This is a genomic window from Sphingobacterium sp. UBA1897 (assembly GCF_002337775.1).
GTDB classification, from domain to species: Bacteria; Bacteroidota; Bacteroidia; order Sphingobacteriales; family Sphingobacteriaceae; genus Sphingobacterium; species Sphingobacterium siyangense.
The window spans coordinates 74510-92436 of sequence record NZ_DDGR01000014.1 but is presented as its reverse complement, the minus strand read 5'-3'; the positions used below and the strand labels follow the sequence as shown (position 1 = coordinate 92436).

Annotated in this window: 13 protein-coding genes; 7 read left to right on the top strand and 6 right to left on the bottom strand. The window is 43.6% G+C overall.

Annotation, left to right across the window (positions count from 1 at the left end; genetic code table 11):
- The first annotated feature begins 19 nt into the window (after nucleotides 1-19).
- The 3 genes from B4N43_RS08070 (at nucleotide 20) to B4N43_RS08060 (ending at nucleotide 3393) form a co-directional block, all read left to right on the top strand.
- Entirely contained in the window at nucleotides 20-178 is a 159-nt protein-coding gene (locus B4N43_RS08070) for a hypothetical protein (protein ID WP_286734018.1), read from the top strand.
- A gap of 460 nt (nucleotides 179-638) precedes the next feature.
- Nucleotides 639-1187, top strand: coding sequence for a ferritin-like domain-containing protein (locus B4N43_RS08065; RefSeq protein WP_286734016.1), 549 nt, complete (start codon nucleotides 639-641; stop codon nucleotides 1185-1187).
- A gap of 16 nt (nucleotides 1188-1203) precedes the next feature.
- Nucleotides 1204-3393, top strand: coding sequence for a catalase (locus B4N43_RS08060; RefSeq protein WP_286734015.1), 2190 nt, complete (start codon nucleotides 1204-1206; stop codon nucleotides 3391-3393).
- A gap of 85 nt (nucleotides 3394-3478) precedes the next feature.
- Here B4N43_RS08060 and B4N43_RS08055 read toward each other — a convergent pair whose 3' ends face one another.
- Nucleotides 3479-3943, bottom strand: a complete 465-nt coding sequence (locus tag B4N43_RS08055) for an ankyrin repeat domain-containing protein (RefSeq protein WP_312461560.1) — start codon at nucleotides 3941-3943, stop codon at nucleotides 3479-3481.
- Nucleotides 3944-4177: 234 nt separating this feature from the next.
- On the opposite strand from B4N43_RS08055, the gene B4N43_RS08050 reads away from it, so the two are divergent.
- The 3 genes from B4N43_RS08050 to B4N43_RS08040 are packed head-to-tail and all read left to right on the top strand — an operon-like array spanning nucleotide 4178 to nucleotide 12087.
- Nucleotides 4178-9484 (top strand): translocation/assembly module TamB domain-containing protein, encoded by a 5307-nt coding sequence (locus tag B4N43_RS08050; RefSeq protein ID WP_286734013.1) that lies wholly within the window; start codon nucleotides 4178-4180, stop codon nucleotides 9482-9484.
- On the top strand, nucleotides 9450-11780 hold the full coding sequence (locus B4N43_RS08045) for a BamA/TamA family outer membrane protein (protein ID WP_286734012.1): 2331 nt from the start codon (nucleotides 9450-9452) through the stop codon (nucleotides 11778-11780). Before B4N43_RS08050 ends, B4N43_RS08045 begins: the two co-directional genes overlap by 35 nt.
- Nucleotides 11781-11823: 43 nt before the next feature.
- On the top strand, nucleotides 11824-12087 hold the full coding sequence (locus B4N43_RS08040; RefSeq protein ID WP_070568180.1) for a SemiSWEET transporter: 264 nt from the start codon (nucleotides 11824-11826) through the stop codon (nucleotides 12085-12087).
- Nucleotides 12088-12138: 51 nt separating this feature from the next.
- On the opposite strand, the gene B4N43_RS08035 is transcribed toward B4N43_RS08040, so the two are convergent.
- A complete protein-coding gene (locus B4N43_RS08035) occupies nucleotides 12139-12324 on the bottom strand; it encodes a CsbD family protein (protein WP_046675215.1) in 186 nt (61 codons plus the stop codon).
- A 98-nt stretch (nucleotides 12325-12422) separates the two neighbouring features.
- Nucleotides 12423-13406 carry a YihY/virulence factor BrkB family protein gene (locus tag B4N43_RS08030; protein ID WP_286734011.1) on the bottom strand — a complete coding sequence of 328 codons (984 nt, stop codon included), beginning with the start codon at nucleotides 13404-13406 and terminating at the stop codon, nucleotides 12423-12425.
- A gap of 310 nt (nucleotides 13407-13716) precedes the next feature.
- Between B4N43_RS08030 and B4N43_RS08025 the strand changes: the two genes are divergently transcribed.
- Nucleotides 13717-14172 (top strand): PA2169 family four-helix-bundle protein, encoded by a 456-nt coding sequence (locus B4N43_RS08025; protein WP_286734009.1) that lies wholly within the window; start codon nucleotides 13717-13719, stop codon nucleotides 14170-14172.
- A gap of 211 nt (nucleotides 14173-14383) precedes the next feature.
- Here B4N43_RS08025 and B4N43_RS08020 read toward each other — a convergent pair whose 3' ends face one another.
- The 3 genes from B4N43_RS08020 to B4N43_RS08010 form a co-directional block, all read right to left on the bottom strand.
- Entirely contained in the window at nucleotides 14384-15568 is a 1185-nt protein-coding gene (locus B4N43_RS08020) for a glycoside hydrolase family 76 protein (protein ID WP_286734008.1), read from the bottom strand.
- A 67-nt stretch (nucleotides 15569-15635) separates the two neighbouring features.
- Nucleotides 15636-16760 carry a glycoside hydrolase family 76 protein gene (locus B4N43_RS08015; RefSeq protein WP_075993609.1) on the bottom strand — a complete coding sequence of 375 codons (1125 nt, stop codon included), beginning with the start codon at nucleotides 16758-16760 and terminating at the stop codon, nucleotides 15636-15638.
- Between the two features lie 13 nt (nucleotides 16761-16773).
- Nucleotides 16774-17916 (bottom strand): SusE domain-containing protein, encoded by a 1143-nt coding sequence (locus tag B4N43_RS08010; RefSeq protein WP_075993610.1) that lies wholly within the window; start codon nucleotides 17914-17916, stop codon nucleotides 16774-16776.
- Nucleotides 17917-17927 lie beyond the last annotated feature (11 nt).

Genomic DNA, 17927 nt, shown 5'->3' with positions numbered 1-17927 from the left:
AAATCAATACAAATCGGTTATGAAAACAACATATAAAAACATCCACGTAAAGAATAGACAAACCATCAGGAGGTATTATGAAAAATATAGCTGGTATAAACTTGACAGGGAAGAGCTTACACAGGAATTACTTATCCGCGGCGGTTTTCTAGCAATTTTTACCTGGCTGCTATGGTAAGCCGCTGTTCAATTGAATTTACGCGTATTGGTCTTTCTTAAGTGATGACCTATTCATCTACCTTGCCTTTTGCATATAGTAAATCATCACCGGTAAGCATGGTTTTGCATATTGGATAGATGACGGTATCAGCCCATAGCGGATTGCTATTTAAATCAGTGGACCGATCAAATTTTGCAGTATGACATATATCATTTGGATTTAAGAAAAGAATAATTTAAACAAACTAAAGAATCTCCTACATTGTCCTTATACGAAAGACTGCTTGTCCCAGTCATGAAGAATGTTTTTTAAAGCTAGGCACCTTTCCACCTAGCTTTTTTAATTGTATCCAGTTTTGTTTCAATAGCTTGAACGCTTCCGCATATTGGTTGCTTTTTTGTAAAAAAGCAAACGATTTATTTCGGGCATCCGTTCATGAAGTAAACATCAGTTTATTTACTTTTCTAAACATTGGATTATGAAACAAGAAACTGGAACTACCCCAAAATTTAAAGCTAAGGCTACTGTTAAAGCTGATCCAGCGTTGCAGGAGCTCTTTTTGGATGAAATAATGGACCTCTACTGGGCCGAAAACCATCTTGTCAAATCGTTGCCAAAAATGATAAAAGCGGCATCATCACCGGCATTGGCCACTGCTATCGAAAATCATCTCAAGGAAACAGAAGAGCACGTTTCGCGGCTGGAACAGATATTCAAGCTATTGGGCAAAGAAGCACTGGCTAAAAAATGTGATGCAATGGAAGGGCTTACCAAAGAAGCGGAGGGCATCATCGAAAGTACTCCAGTGGGGACCGCAACCCGGGACGTGGGTATTATTTTGGCTTCTCAAAAAGTAGAGCATTATGAAATCGCCAGCTATGGTGGTCTGCTCCAGCTTGCTGCCACATTGGGACTGCAAGAAGTGGCCGAATTGCTTGAGCTGACACTCGGAGAGGAACAAACGGCTGACGCAATGCTCACTGAGGTGGCAGAAAATAAAATTAACTATACGGCGGCAAAAGAATAATAACACATCAAGTAACATGAAAAAGAGAGAAACAGAAATAAAAAAGGTCAAACAGCCTGAAAACGAAAAAACAAAATCATTAGATCAGCATATAGTCGATGCGACCGGCCAATTGATGACCACCGACCAGGGAGTGAAGATCAACGACGATCAAAATTCATTACGTGCAGGTGACCGCGGAGCTACGCTGCTGGAAGATTTTATCCTACGGGAGAAGATTACCCATTTTGACCACGAACGTATCCCCGAACGCGTGGTGCACGCCCGGGGGTCGGGCGCACACGGCATTTTTAAGTTGTACAAGCCGCTGGGAGAGCTGACCAAAGCTGGTTTTTTGAACGATACAGAAATAGAGACCCCGGTATTTGTACGTTTTTCTACGGTTGCTGGTTCCAGGGGATCCACAGACCTGGCCCGTGATGTTCGTGGCTTTGCCGTCAAATTCTACACACAAGAAGGAAATTTCGATTTGGTAGGCAACAATATGCCGGTATTCTTTATTCAGGATGCGATGAAATTCCCGGATCTGGTACATGCCGTCAAACCTGAACCGGACAATGAAATCCCGCAGGCAGCTTCCGCACATGATACTTTTTGGGATTTTATTTCCTTGATGCCGGAGTCTACCCATATGATCATGTGGTTAATGAGTGATCGAGCCATTCCACGCAGCTACCGGATGATGGAAGGCTTTGGCGTACACACATTTCGATTTATTAATAAGAAGGGAGAAGCCACCTTTGTTAAATTTCATTGGAAGCCGCTTCTGGGGGTACATTCCGTCGCTTGGGATGAGGCGCAAAATATTTCAGGTAAGGATCCTGATTTTCACCGGCGCGATCTTTGGGATGCTATCGAAAACGGCGCATTCCCGGAATGGGAGTTAGGCGTGCAGATCGTTCCAGAGGCAGATGAGTTTAAATTTGATTTTGACTTGCTAGACTCTACCAAAATTATTCCTGAAGAACTTGTCCCCGTACAGCGAATTGGAAAAATGACGCTCAATCGTAATCCCGACAACTTTTTTGCGGAAACGGAACAGGCTGCTTTTCACATAGGCAACGTCGTACCAGGGATAGATTTCACCAATGACCCCTTATTACAGGGACGTCTCTTTTCATATACGGATACACAATTGATTCGCTTAGGTGGTCCTAATTTTCACGAAATACCAATTAATCGGCCGATCAACCCATCACACAATAACCAACGAGACGGATTTATGCGCCAGAGGATTGACCGCGGAAAAACTAGCTATGGGCCAAATTCGCTCGGTGGTAACGACCCCGCCCAGGTGAAGGAGGCAGATGGTGGCTTTACGAGCTATCAGGAACGTATTGACGCGAGAAAAGTGCGCGCACGTAGCGATAGTTTCCGCGATCATTTTAGCCAGGCAAGGTTGTTTTTTCACAGCCAGTCAGAGCCCGAGAAAAATCATATTATTGATGCGTTCAGTTTCGAATTGGGGAAGGTAAAAACCGTCGCTGTAAGGCAACGTATGATTGGTATCTTGTCTTTAGTGGATAAAGGCCTAGCTGCTGAAGTAGCGTTTGCACTTGGGTTAAAGGTGCCGCAGGAACCCGAAAAGCCGATCAATCGCAGTTTTCCGGCCGATGCTGACCCCGAAAATTTTGAGCCTATCCAAGTTGAAGGAAAGGTTAAAGTTTCATCTTCATTGAGTATGAAAGATACGGTAAAAGATAGTATCCAAAGCCGAAAAGTAGCCATACTTGCTGCGGATGGAGTTGATGCGGTATCTCTGCAAACGGTAAGCGAAGCTATTGTAGCCGCTGGTGCGGTAGTGCATGTTATTGCCCCGAAACTGGGCGAGATCACGGCCTCTGATAATTCGAAAATCCCGGTTGAAGAGAGCTTCCTGACGGGGGCATCTGTACTGTATGATGCTGTATATGTGCCTGGTGGAAAAAATAGTGTAGCAACACTGGAAGCGGAGGCAAACGCTATACATTTTCTGAATGAAGCGTTTAAACATTGTAAAGCAATTGCAGCGGATGCGGATGCAATTCAGGTATTGGAAGCTACTTATTTCTTCGATAAGCTTCCCGACGAATTTTCAGAGAAAACTGTGCTTGAAGAAGGAGTCATTGTCGAAAAAGACGCCAGTGATTTAGCGGAGAAATTTGTCAAAGCAATTGCGCAGCACCGCTTTTGGGAGCGTGAAAAACCAAGACAGGTACCGGCTTAGAAAAGTGACGGTAACGATAAAAAAGCCCGGTAATATGCCGGGCTTTTGCTATTTAAGATGGTATTTATCCGATCGGATCTTTTCTTTAGTTTGCCAGTATCGCAATCGCGCCTTCATTGCCCTGCTGGGCGGCAAGGTCGCATACAGAAAGCCCGCGGACATCAAGGAGCGTTGGATCTGCGCCCTTCTCGAGCAACAGTTTTAATACATCATTGCGGCCAAACATGGCCGCAAACATCAGTGCTGTACCGCCGTTGCCATGTTGTAGGTTTAAGTTTGCACCATGTCGAATGAGAATCTCAGCGATATCCTTATAGCCCTTGAAGGCAACCCCCATCAATGCGGTATTGCCACCATTATCCTGTGCATCAACATCGGCACCAGATTCGAGCAATAGCTTAGCCGCGGCGAGCTGATTATTATAGCAGGCGATAATCAACGGCGTGTAGCCTTTGGTGTCACGGCTATTTAAATCTACCTGCTGTCGAATAAGTTCCTGTAATACTTCGACATTGCCTAGGCGGGCGGCATGTATAATTACTTCTGTCATCTGTGTCATATCGGAATTGTCCTTATTTATAACTAAAAATTACTTATTTAAGTTATTACAGGAACAAAAGCTAAAGTACAAGGGTTTGGAAAATATTGATCTGCACCGTTTCCCAGCTATTCTTACCTGGTTGTTATAGTAAGGTAACATATACCCAAGGAGATATCAATTCACAATATCCAAACCATTTGCAGTTCTGTGTTGTCCTATCTGTAAACTTAAATCAACAACACATTGAACAGATTTGCCCGGATTGCTTTAAAAACAATATTGTGGATTATTGGAGGAATAATTACGCTTTTTATTCTTATCGTTTTCCTGCTTCGCCTACCTTCCATACAGAATTATATCGCTGGTAAAGTGACACATTATGTCGAAGGAAAGATCGGCACCCCCGTCAAAATTGGTTACATCAATATCGATTTTCCTAAAAAATTGGTTCTGGAAGATATCTATCTCGAAGATCAAAGTAAGGATACTTTAGTTGCCGGAAAAAGCATAGCGGTTGATATCAATATGCTGAAACTATTAAAGAATACTGTTGAAATCCAAAGCCTGGAAGCCGATGGTATTACCACCAAAATACGTCGCACCTTGCCCGACAGCAGCTTTAACTTTGACTATATCGTCAAAGCCTTTGCCTCTGAAAAGGAAAGCGAACCAACTGCCGACACAACTTCAGCCCTGCTGTTTAACCTCGATAAGGTTAAGTTTTCAAAAATACATTTTGTCTATGCCGATGAGGTTATCGGTACAAGTGCCGATGTGTATCTGGGCAGCATAAATACCAATATTAAAAAATTTGACTTGACCAAGAACATGGCCTTTGACTTACCAAAAATAAAAGTCGACGGGCTAAATGCAACGGTAAAACAATGGAAACCAACAACTGATGGATCTGGCCCTTCGGTTGAAGATTTTGGTATCACCGATAAAACTGCACAAACCACATCCCTCCTTCCTGATGTAGGCATACAGGTAGCCGAGCTCAGTAATGTGCTGGTTCGTTATGAAGATGAATCGAGTGCACTTAAATCTCAATTTATCCTGAAAAACTTCTATGCCGCTATCAATAAGATTGATCTCAACAAAGAATTTGTCGACATCCAAAAGCTCGATCTCGACGGTTCGGATAATAATGTCCTGCTGGGAAAAATCCAAAAATATTCGGTCTCAGCAGCAAAAACCAGCGAAGTTGAAGCCGACAACAGCAGCGCAGCAAAGATGAACTGGATCGTTTCGGCAAAAGACATTAACATCAATAATACCAGTATCCGATTTAAAGACGACAACCAGCCCCGCATCAAGGGATTCGACTATTTTAACATCCAAATGCCGGGTCTCAAAACCAGGCTGACTGATCTCTACTACAGCGCCGATTCCATCAGTGGATCATTGAAAGAGCTTATCGCTGCCGACCATTCCGGTTTTGTCATCAAACAGCTGAAAGCCGATTTTAACTATACCAGTACAGGTGCCGAAATTAAAAATCTATATGCAGAAACTCCCCGTACTCTGATCCGCGATTATATTAAGCTAAGTTATCCTTCTCTGGATATCATCGGCAAAAAGCCAGAACTGATCACGGTCAATGTCAACATCACAAAGAGTTATATTGATATGCGCGATATCCTATTTCTCGCACCCTTCCTGGACACCATGCAGGTAATGAAGCCGCTGTTGGACAAGAAATTTTATATTGACACCCGCGTAACTGGCCGTGTAGATGACTTGAATATTCCGAATATCGATTTCCGCACACTTTCCAATACCCGGCTGATTGCCAGTTTACATTTAAAAGGATTACCCGATATGAATAAATTGTCGGTAGACCTCAACCTTAAAAAATTAACTACCGGCCGTTCGGATATCGAAAAGCTGGTTTCCAAGTCGATGCTGCCTCAGGGTATCGAGCTACCCAACACCATTGGACTTAGTGGCACATTTAAAGGCGGAATGACTGCCTTCAATACAAAACTTGCATTGGTGACCGAAAAAGGCACAGCCAAATTAGACGGAAAGGTCCAAATGACCAAGCGAGATACCAGCTATGATGCAGCAGTAAGCATTCGTGACCTCAACATCGGTCAAATCATGAAAATGGACAGTACGCTGGGTATTCTTTCTTTTGAAGGCAAAATTAAAGGCAGAGGCACAGATCCAAAAAAACTGATGGCTAACTTTGATGGTAAAGTCATCCGCATGGATGCCATGGGCTACCGCTATCATGATATCGACATGAATCTGTCTGCCGATAAAGGCGCCATAAAAGCTAATATTCTAAGTCCTGATCCCAATATCAAACTAAAACTGGATGCCACGGCCAATATGAATTCTACCTATCCCAAAATAGCATTCGAACTAGTGGCCGACAGCATCAACCTACAAAAGTTAAAGCTGATGCAGGAAGCTGTCAGCTACCGGGGCAAGCTGAGCGGTAACTTCAGCACTGCAGATCCAGACTTTTTGAATGGCGAAGCGCATATTACCAATTCGTTGATCCGATATAACACTGATCGTTATGCACTGGATACTGTCTCCCTCTTGGCCAAGGCCGATACAAGCAGTAACCAGTTGGTATTGCGGTCCGATTTTTTAAATGCCCACTTGGTCGGCAAGTACAAAATGCTGGAACTGCAGAGTGCGGTCCAAGATCTCCTGCAAGTGTATTATAAACCCGAAAAGCCGGTTAAGATTCCGCCCTACTCGCCGCAGGTCATCGAATTTTCAGCACAACTTACCCGCAATAAACTCATTCAGGATTTTCTTCCTGAGCTGACGGAAATGAAAGCCATTACCCTGGATGGTCTCTTTAACAGTACATCGAAAAACCTATCGGCCAAATTAGATGCACCACGCGTGGTCTATGGTGGTACCGAGATCAACAATGTTACCCTAGATATCAACAGTCTGGACAGTGCCCTTTACTATTCGGCCTTAATCAACAAAGTTAAAGTCAGCAGCATTGAACTCACCAACACCGTTTTTAGTGGAAAGGTCGCGCAAAATACGGTTAATCTGGGGTTGTGGATCAAGGATAAGCATGATAAAGAACAATATCATCTGGGAGCCGATATGCAGGCCAAAGATGGTGTATTTGTATTCAGCTTACTACAGGACGGCTTAATGCTCAACTACGATAAGTGGGATGTGGCGCCCAACAACACCTTAAAATTTGGTAGCGCCGGCCTATTGGCTAATAATTTTGTCCTCAGCAACAAGGGACAGGAACTGCGCATCGCTTCTCAGGACAGCATCCTGAACTCACCAATTGATGTGGCGTTTAAAAACTTCCGCATCGAGACCCTGAGCAAGATGGTTATGAGTGATAGTCTGGATCTTGGCGGCGGCATAAACGGACAAACGACGCTATCTAGACTGGAAAGCAGTCCGGTTTTTATTGCAGATATGACCGTAGATAAGTTTTACTTCGGAAAAGATACCGTGGGCAACGTCAATATCAAAGTCAATAATGAACGCGAAAACACCTACAATGCCCATGTGAGCATTACCGAAAATGGTAACAACCTCGTCCTGAGCGGTGATTTTATCAATCCGCCGCAAGGCGACGCAACGCTCGACTTCACACTGGATATCGCGCCACTGACGATGAAGACCGTACAGGCATTCAGCATGGGAAATCTCAAAGATTCAAAGGGCAAACTCGAAGGGCAGTTAAAAATAGCAGGATCGCCTTCAAAACCACAGATTAGGGGTGACCTTAATTTCAGGGAAGCCGAGTTCAATGTGGCCATGCTCAATGCCCTATTCAAAGCAAAGGATGAACAGATCCGTTTTGATCAAAATGGAATATCGTTCCCCAAATTTGAACTCGAAGACAGCAAAGGCAATATTGCCCAGGTCAGCGGTTCTGTCAATACCCAAACCTATACCGATTTTGACTTTGACCTCAACATCGTCATGGACAATTTTGAAGTACTGAATTCCACGCAGGCAGACAATGATCTATTTTACGGAAAAATGTTTCTTGGCACCGATCTGCAGATCGGCGGAAATCTTAACAAACCCGTTGTAGACGGTACAATCAAGGTCCTAGACAGTACCGATTTCACGATGGTGATGCCAAACAATGATCCCGGTATGGCCGATCGGAAGGGCGTGGTCGAATTTGTGGATAAACGGGATACGGCTACCGCAAATGCGCTTGCCAGATTAGATTCTATGACTGTAACAAAGCTTACAGGAATAGACGTCGATCTGAACCTGCAGACTGATAAGGACGCCAAATTTAAGATTCTGCTCGACGCAGGATCACAAGATGCCCTAAACATTCAAGGCGAGGCTGAATTAAATGCAGGTGTAGATGCCAGTGGTAAAATAACCATGTCAGGAACTTTTACTGTGGAGCAAGGGAGCTATTCATTCAGTTTTGGACCTGTGAGCAGAGACTTCAAATTTCAGAAAGGGAGTACAATTACCTGGAATGGCGATCCATTGGACGCGCAGCTCAATATTACGGCAGTGTACACCTTGAAAGCACCAACCCTGGAACTGGTTGCGCCACAGCTTGGTACGCAGAACGCAAACTTGTATAAGCAAAAGATACCTTTCGACGTGCTGCTGAAAATTTCAGACCAACTGTTTCAGCCACAGTTGAATTTTGATATCGACCTGAATGCCAATAATGCCATCGTATCACAGGACGTCATCAGTAAGGTAGACAATGCACTGACCACCTTACGTGATAATCCTTCCGACCTGAACAAACAAGTCTTTTCACTGATTGTGTTGGGGCGCTTTATGTCGGCCAATCCATTTGAAAGCCTTTCCGGTGGCGGAGGTACAGAGGCACTGGTACGAAATAGTGTCAGTTCGTTTTTGAGTTCGCAGCTCAATCGCCTTGCCTCCGATTTAATTACAGGCGTTGAACTTGATTTCAACCTGACATCAGAAGACGATTACAGCACTGGAACGGCCCAGACGCGCACCGACCTGAATATCGGCGTCTCCAAAATGCTGCTCAACGACCGGCTGAAAGTCAATATCGGATCTAACTTTGAAGTAGAAGGAAATTCACGACCAGGAGAAACTGCCAATAATATTGCCGGCGATATACAACTGGATTATCAGCTTTCACAAGACGGACGGTACTTTGCCCGCTTCTACCGCAAAAACCAATATCAGGTCACTTTACAGGGGCAATTTGTTGAAACCGGAATCGGCTTTATCATCACGATGGACTACAACCGATTTAAGGAAATCTTTATGCGTTCCAAAAAGCTCAAGGAATATTATAATACCGGCAGCAAGAAGTTTAGAAAACGTTTTGATGTCGATCGTATGGAGCAGGATTCGGCTTATCGAGACAGTGTACGCACAGTGATCCGCGACAGCCTGATGCTCCATAGTCCCGAATACCGTAAACGGATAGAGGATCAGGAAAAAGAGCAGCAGCACCGCCAGCAGGTGGACAGCACAGCAAACAGCGCACGGAAAAATAGTGCGCCGAAGCACTTAGACACGATCAAAACCACAGCAATTAAAAATGAAGACGAGGAAAGGGCTTACCATGCAAATTAAACTACACTGGCTGATTGGCCTATTTACGATAAGCAGCATCATTGCTGCCTGTTCGTCGACCAAAAACCTGCCCGAAGGTGAGAGCCTGTACGTGAAGGGAAATGTCAACATCGCATCCGATACCATTTCAAATAAAAACAAAGAAAAGCTGGCGGCCTACCTGGCCGAATCGCTACGCCCGAAGCCCAACAAGCGCGTTTTGGGGATGCCCTACAAGCTGTATTTTAACAATATGGCCGGCGACACCGCCAACAGCAATTTTCTGAAACGTTTTCTTAAAAAAATAGGTGAAGAACCCGTACTGCTGAGTGAGGTGAACAGGGAGTACAATGAGAATCTACTGCGCAACCGGCTTGAGAATATCGGTTTTTTCAATGCGGAAGTTACTTCGGATACAATCGTTGAAAATAAAAAAGCTACGGTAGACTATACCGCCAAGCCCAATCTGATCTACCGGATCAGATCCGTCACTTTTGATGTGGACAGCACGACCCAGCTCGGCCGCGATATTCAGGGGACTTCCGGTGAGAGCCTGCTACGGCCAAACAACAACTATAGCTTGGATGTAGTACTCAACGAACGGGACCGGATAGACAATGTCCTTAAAAATAAGGGTTATTATTATTTTAGCCCAGACTATATCCTGGTGCAGGTCGATAGCACCATCGGCAACCATAAAGTCAATCTGTATGTCACGGTAAAAAAAGAAGCCCCTGAGCAGGCCCGGGTACCGTCCAAAATCAACAAGATTTATATCTACCCCAACTATACGGAGACCGGGGCAGGCTACCAGCGGTCGGCCCGGAATGCCGAACCCTTTGATAGCAGTTATTATTTTATCGATCCAAAACACAGCTTTCGCAAACCTGTTATTGCCAATCACATCTTTTTCAAGCGGGGCGACCTGTACAACCGCGATGCCCACAACCGGACCATCAGCCATTTGGTAAACCTGAACAGCTGGAAATTTGTCAAAAATAACTTTGTGGACAGCAAGGAAGTGCCCAACGCACTGGATGTGTACTATTATCTTACCCCCCTGCCCAAGAAATCCATTCGGGTAGAGCTGCTGGGCAAGATGGCTTCCGTCTACAACGGGACCGAGGTCAATGTCAACTGGACCCTGCGAAATGCTTTTAAAGGAGCCGAAAAGCTCAATATCAATGTATTTGGCGGCTACGAACTGCAGACGGGTGGCAATGCCGACCTCAATTCCAGTTATTTCCGGTATGGTACCGAGGCCACCTTAACCTTTCCGAGGATATTGACGCCATTTGGTACCATCAATCCTTCGCGCCAATTTATTCCGAACACCTATATCAAGGCACGCTATGAATTTTTAAACCGACGGAAAGCCTATACCCTCAATTCCATGGCGCTGAGCTACGGTTATACCTGGCAAGAGAACGAAGAGAAACAGCATGATCTGGCGTTGATGGAAATCACCTATGTACAGCCGAGAGGCATTTCCGAAAGCTATAAAATGCAGATGGATACCATTCCGGCGTTGCGGCATGTGATCGATCCCCAATTCACGATTGGGCCCAATTATAATTTCACCTTTCAGAACACCATGAAGAGACACCTGCAGAATACCTTCTATTTTAAGGGCAATCTGGACCTGTCGGGCAATATTCTGGGATTGATCAAAGGGGCGGATTTTAACAAGGGAAAAACGTTTAAACTCTTTGACGCCTACTTCTCGCAGTATATCAAAGCCAGTGTGGATGGCAGGCATTATTTCAAGCTCAGCGAAAATTCACAGATCGCATCACGGGTGAGTATAGGGATGAGCTACTCGTATGGCAATTCGCGTTCCCTGCCCTATCTTAAGCAATATTATGTGGGCGGACCAAATAGTATCCGTGCCTTTGGCGCACGTGCGATCGGACCCGGCACAGTAGCTCCGGAAAGGTTGGGCAATGGACTTTTCTATGCCGATCAGACAGGCGATATCAAGCTAGAGCTGAATACCGAATACCGGGCAAAAATTGCTGGTCCTGTCCATTGGGCCGCCTTTATCGATGCTGGGAATGTATGGCTGCAGCGGGACGATGAGACCAAGCCAGGCGGTAAATTCAGCAAGGATTTCCTGCAGGAACTAGCCGTCGGCGGCGGCTTGGGATTACGGTTTGATTTTACGTTTCTGATCCTGCGCACCGACTTTTCCATCCCGTTCCGTATCCCCTATTTACCGAAGGGCGAGCGTTGGGTATTTAAGGATATCGACTTTGGAAGTTCAAGATGGCGAAAAGATAATCTAATGTTTAATCTTGCGATCGGTTATCCATTTTGATCTAGTCATGTCAACGTAATGATCACATAAAACCGAAGTCCTTATGATCAATGAAAACTTTCTGGGTATTATTGCGGGTATCCTCACATCTATTTCTATGCTGCCGCAGCTCATCAAAGTGCTAAAGGAAAAGAATGTGGATGACCTTTCCCCGGTTATGCTACTAACATTAATCATAGGACTTTCCCTATGGGTATGGTACGGCATAATGAAAAGCGAAGTACCGATTATCTATTCAAATAGCTTTGCTGTTCTCGTGAACCTTTGCCTGTTGATCAGTTATCTGATTTATAGAAAAAAGACCTAAAAAAAGGCGGATAACATTGCTGCTATCCGCCTTTAACACGAAAACACTATTCTACAAACCGTTCAACCAACTATTCACCTCATCTTGTGTTTTACCTGTTTTCTTTTGAAGTTTACCTACCAACTCATCTTCCTTGCCTTCTGCATATAGTAAATCATCATCTGTAAGATCCGCATATTGCTGTTTTACCTTACCTTTAATTTCGTTCCAACGACCTTTCCATGTTAATTCGCTCATAATAATTTTCCTTTCGTTTTTTATTAATAGAACAGCCTGCAGCTGGAATCGTTTAAAAAAAAATGTTATCAAATGTTAAAAAAATATTCACGGTGATTTTACTCCGTTTTATCAATGGTAGTTTCCTCTGGATCGAGTGGTGCCGGTGGAATTTCATCCACATTCCGCTCTATTTCCTGCGTTTCCACATGTACCGCAAACTCAGAAGGTTCGATCGGAATAGCCATTTCCGTTGCGTACTCTCGGGTAAAAATAGCACCAAAATAAAGGATTGCAGCGGTATAATATACCCAAAGCAAAATAAGCACAAAAGAACCTGCTGCTCCATAAGTATCCTGCGTTGCCGAACGTTCTAAATAGATTCCGATCAAGTAACGGCCAATCACAAAAAGAATGGCTGTAAATAGAGCTCCGGCGCGAACAGTCTTCCATTGAATATTGACATCGGGTAAGGTTTTAAAGATCACGCTAAAGAGTAGGACGATAACCACAAAGGAGATGACAAAATTGATTAAGTTCATCAGCACGACCGTGATTTCCGGGAAATAGCGCTGCAGCTGCCCGGTAAGTGCAAGAATGATTCCGTTGATAATCAATGTCACCACCAACAGGAAACCCAGACCGATTACAAGCGATGACGATAACAACCGGTCCTGAATTAATTTTAACCAACCCTTTTTAGGTTTTGGGCGTACATGCCATATTTTATTGATGGAGTTTTGCATATCGCCAAAAACCGTAGTTGCACCGATAATCAGGGTCACTATACTGATCACCAGTGCCATATTGGATTTACCCGACAGCTGGAGGTTCTGAATGACCTCTTCAATCTGTTTGGCGGCACTATTGCCTACTAAGCCGTTAAGCTCGGCAAAAACCTTTCCCTGAATGGCTTCGGCACCATAAAATATTCCGGCCAGTGCGATCATTAAAACTAAAATGGGACCAATGGAGAAAACGGTATAATACGATAATGAAGCACTGTATTTCATGGAGTCTTCATTCATAAATCCCGATACAGTATTTTTAAGTATTGTCCAATACTGCTGCAGCTTGCTTGTCTCTTCCTTTTTTACATCCATTGCGCTCGTGTTTTTTATTCGTTATTGTTCAAAATCTGTCTTATTTTCTAAGAAAGAAACTCTTAAAGAGAACAGAACGTTTTGTTTTTTAGGAAAATATAGTCCGCATCATACATTTTCTTCCTCGGCAGGAGCCTATCCTATGCGAGAGACACGAAATAAGTCCCCTCAAAATCAAGCAGTAAACCTGTACAAATTATCATTAAAGAAATAAAGACAAACTAATGATTAATCTGCCTTGTTCCCCTTAAAGACAGCATACAAGATTATCTAAAAAGAGCATCAATATTAAAAAAAGCATAACGAAAAAATGAAAAGTAATCAGAACGACCCAAATATTTTAAATGACCTTATTAAAATCAACAACGATCGCATCGAAGGATATAAGCTGGCGGTTGATCTGGCCAACGAGCAGGGCGAAGGTGCCCGGGAAGCGGTCTTTAACCAGCTCGCTGCGCAATCTGAAAATTTTATTGCCGAACTGAGTCCACTTGTTGAACTTGCCGGTCAATACGTCACGGACCGGACAAAACTGAGCGGCGAACTATTCAGGCTGTGGATGGTGATCAGATCAAAACTGTCAGGTGGCAATATGCAGTCTTTGTTGGAGCAATGTGAACGGGGTGAGGCGGCTTTTAGCGAAGTCTACGAGAAAGCACTTGCGGAGGAAAACAAGCTATCCGTTGGAACCAAAAACCTCATACAGATTCAGCTGAGCCAGCAGCGGGAAGCCCATGAAAACATTAAAATTCTGTGCGGGATCTAGATTTTTCTGCATCAATGAGTCAATGCAAAAATAGTAAGAAAAAAAATAGGCTAGGGAACCAATCCCTAGCCTATATAAATACAATAATCTAACTTGCCTAAGTTATCCAAAAAACCACTGTCAGCGCAAGAATGTTTTAAAAATTTCTCAAAAATTCCGACTGAGCATCAGTAGCGTCGCCCCTATCTTCGTCAGGAAATTGATACATGAATTAATATCCTAGTTTTGCCAAACGTCCATACATCTCCACAAAAGCGCATTGATCTAACAGCCACTTGGATTTTTGCTTTTTCTCCAAAGTCCAGTCGACATCAAAAAGTCCGTCCTGATCCCTCATCTTATACCATGCACGGTCTAGGTTTTTCGCAAAAACATCAATATAGGTTCTATTTCCGTCCTGTTCAAATAAACTGATATATCCCCTCATCATTACAGCATGGAACCATAAGTTACTATTCTTTAACATTGGAAAAGTATCTTGGTCCGTGGTCTGAAAAAAATACGCTAAACAAGCTTTTGCCAGGTCTTGGGCATCAATCAGATATTTTTTTTCCTTGGTAAGCTTGTAAAGCAACGCTGCTGCTTGCAACATCTGTCCGGAATTATAGGAATACTTGGCCTTACCAATATTTCCATTGAGCTGAATATTATCCCAATAGAGTTTATCCGTTGGGTCTTGCAGACCTGCCTTTGTCCACGCATAGAGTTGTCGCGCTTCATTCAGATAGTCTCCCTCTTTAGTAGCTTCAAACAGCTTTAGTGCAAATACTGCCGCAGGAGCATTGGAACAGGTATTTTTAGATTCTTTTTTCTGTTCACACCAATAGATTCCACCACCGAGCTTGTCATCCGCACCACTTTTTACAAAAGCCCAGATCTCTTTCGCATGCTTAAGATAATCGACCTTTTTTGTCTGCAGATAACTATCGGCAAAGTCAATACCCAACCAGACGTTATCATCATAAAACCGGTCTGATGGCGGAGCAGAATTGATATAGGAAGCATAACCAACGGGCTCTCTGGAATGATCCCTATATTCCATTAATCCTGGCAGCACGCGTTGGTCCAGGATCTTTTGGTAAAGCGCTTTGTTCTTTGGTAGTTCCATCAATGTGTTTACAGCGGAAAAGCTTCCGGAGAATGGCCATAGGTAAGCATATTTCTTTTGCACGGTCGCCTGTTCGGAATTATCAAGATAGTCCGCTTTAAAGGTTTCGTCGAAGGGATATTTCTCGGTCAACAGTTGATTTTTGGTATTTCCATACTTAGCGTAAATAATAGCTAACGTTCTTTGGGCACGTTCGGCAGACTGACCTTTATTGAATTGTCCATAGCCTGTTAAATAGCATAGACCCGACAGCAGCACAGTTGTCGTTATCTTAGTGATTTGTCTCATCAGCATATGTATTTTAAGAAGCCTTCGAAACCTTTTGGGTCACGAAGGCTTCTTTGTGTTCATTCCATTATTTTAATTTATTTTCATAGCTTGCTAATCCTTCAAAAAGCATCGCAGCACTTGCATAGGCAGTAATTTCACTATTGCCAATAGGTGGTTGCGCCCAGGACGGACCAAAGAACAGCGTCGGTAGACTTGTTCCCTTGGTCCAGGCAATTTTACCATTATTGACCAAAAATTTCTCAAACTTACTGCGGTAGGCTGCATCAATTCCTTCCTGATTTAAATAGTCTACAAAATATCGTATAAATATCCCTTTAAACAATGCGCCGTCGCCGCTTCCCTCGTCGCGCAAAATATTATTCCCGCCATCGATACAACGTGTGATTGTGTAATAACTAATTTTTTGCGCATCAACCAGATAAAGCTGATCTTTAGTAATCTTAAAAAGCTCCACTGCGGTACCAAGGAACGTCCCCTGATTATAAGTCAGTGTTGTCATATCCACATTACCTGTCTGACCATTAATATTGTCATAAACAGCGCCCGTTGACGGATTGTACAGTGTTGCTTTTTGCCATTCGTAGATCTTCTTGGCCCAGGTCAGATAGTTTTCATCTTTTGTCAAACGATATAGTCTAGCTGCCAGAATACTAGCTGGCCCATTCGAGCAAGCATTTTTGCTATAGCGCATATCTTTCTTCCAAGCCAATCCACCGCCTGCATATTGCTCATCCCATGCGCCAGCAATATCTGTCCATAAAAGCAATACCGTGTCGAGATATTTTTGATCCTTGGTAATTTCATATAAGCGCAATATGGTCAGTGCATTCCATTCCATGTCATCATAGAATACGTTATAATAGGTATTGCCATTTTTGATCTTCACACCTTCAAACCATTTGCTGAAATAGGCACTATATCTGCTGTCCTTCGTTCGTAGATAGGCATCGATAACAACATCCATCGCATGTGCATTGGGCCAATATTGAAATCCCAGATCGGATTGATTGATCGCATTGTTAAAATACCCGGACTCATTCCAGAATCCGGCAATCATCTTATCGGAAACCTGCGTTGCAATAGTTGTCCAGCTTTCCTGTACAGTGTCGTCATAGGGGTAGCTGTCCTCAATCTTGGTGCATCCTAAGAGTAGAAACAATAGGGATGACAGTATAATCATTTTATTCATCGGGTCTCCTCCTTTAATTTGGTACGACAGTATGCGTATAGTCTTTGTCGCCTTGTAAAATCATCGATATTTTTGTTGGATGGCCGTCTACTGCATCCGCAAATTTCCATTTATCGTCCCATTGTGAAAGATTGGGCAATATTCGGACGAAATAATAAGAAGGAGCTGATGAACTATTGGGCGGACTGTCCGTCCCGTTTTGAGTTCCCAACTGTAAGGTTTCAGCCTTTCCAGCCTTGACGGTTTCCATTTGGAACTTATAACGTTGGTCACGACCCCAACTTTCCTGTTTAAAATTGATGATACCTGTTGCAGACCAAATTCCCTTACCTTGATAAGGTAGATCCAACACCACAGCTCCGGATGGAGAAAAATAAACGCCCATGTTTTTGATCTCTGTGTAAGTAACTGCTGCCACATTGAAATCAATTCGAATACGATATACTGCTGTCTTGGCAATGCTGTTACTTCCGGTTTCACCTTCTTTTATTTTGGTTTGATCTTCCGAATAGAAAACACGTCCCTCAGCAGACTTGCGATCCGTAAAGGTGTATTTTTTTCCGGCTTCCAATTTTGTAAAGATCTCATATTCACCATTACCTACCAATTTAAAAGGTAAAGATGCGGCAACATCCGTCCCACCCTCAGTCGCCTCTCCAGTGATAAATAATTCATCGGGGATCTCTGCAAAGCCTTCCAGTGTTTTGATATTCAATACTTTCTTTGCTTTGCTCAATACCCGTTTCATTCCACGGATAGCATATACGGACCAGATCACATCGCCGCTCTCACCAGGGTTAATCCCAGCTTTCGTTGCTACCTGATTCAATATTTTGTGACTAATATTGGCGCCGTTTGAGTTTCCATTATTATCCGACGTGACTGTATAAAGAGGCTTGCTAAAATCGCCATCGAGCTTATCAAAAACAACTTCATATTGCGCTGCCCCACCATCGGCCACCAATGCCGACTCCCATTCAAAATACAGCGCTGCGGAGCTGGAACTTAATAATTTGACAGCTTTTCCATCTGCAGGGGCATATAAGTTCTCAACAGCAGACACCTCTGCGTCAGCATATTTCATATCGTCTTTTTTACAGGAAACGATGCTCGCAGCCAATGCGACCATTGCTATAACTTTAAAATACCATTTCATGTCTTTATCCT

What these genes read in the sequence shown, in the direction of transcription:
- B4N43_RS08055 (WP_312461560.1), bottom strand. Translation starts at nt 3,943, where the DNA reads ATGACAGAAGTAATTATACATGCCGCCCGCCTAGGCAATGTCGAAGTA.
- B4N43_RS08060 (WP_286734015.1), top strand. Translation starts at nt 1,204, where the DNA reads ATGAAAAAGAGAGAAACAGAAATAAAAAAGGTCAAACAGCCTGAAAAC.
- B4N43_RS08030 (WP_286734011.1), bottom strand. Translation starts at nt 13,406, where the DNA reads ATGGATGTAAAAAAGGAAGAGACAAGCAAGCTGCAGCAGTATTGGACA.
- B4N43_RS08045 (WP_286734012.1), top strand. Translation starts at nt 9,450, where the DNA reads ATGAAGACGAGGAAAGGGCTTACCATGCAAATTAAACTACACTGGCTG.
- B4N43_RS08010 (WP_075993610.1), bottom strand. Translation starts at nt 17,916, where the DNA reads ATGAAATGGTATTTTAAAGTTATAGCAATGGTCGCATTGGCTGCGAGC.
- B4N43_RS08065 (WP_286734016.1), top strand. Translation starts at nt 639, where the DNA reads ATGAAACAAGAAACTGGAACTACCCCAAAATTTAAAGCTAAGGCTACT.
- B4N43_RS08040 (WP_070568180.1), top strand. Translation starts at nt 11,824, where the DNA reads ATGATCAATGAAAACTTTCTGGGTATTATTGCGGGTATCCTCACATCT.
- B4N43_RS08070 (WP_286734018.1), top strand. Translation starts at nt 20, where the DNA reads ATGAAAACAACATATAAAAACATCCACGTAAAGAATAGACAAACCATC.
- B4N43_RS08020 (WP_286734008.1), bottom strand. Translation starts at nt 15,568, where the DNA reads ATGAGACAAATCACTAAGATAACGACAACTGTGCTGCTGTCGGGTCTA.
- B4N43_RS08025 (WP_286734009.1), top strand. Translation starts at nt 13,717, where the DNA reads ATGAAAAGTAATCAGAACGACCCAAATATTTTAAATGACCTTATTAAA.
- B4N43_RS08035 (WP_046675215.1), bottom strand. Translation starts at nt 12,324, where the DNA reads ATGAGCGAATTAACATGGAAAGGTCGTTGGAACGAAATTAAAGGTAAG.
- B4N43_RS08015 (WP_075993609.1), bottom strand. Translation starts at nt 16,760, where the DNA reads ATGAATAAAATGATTATACTGTCATCCCTATTGTTTCTACTCTTAGGA.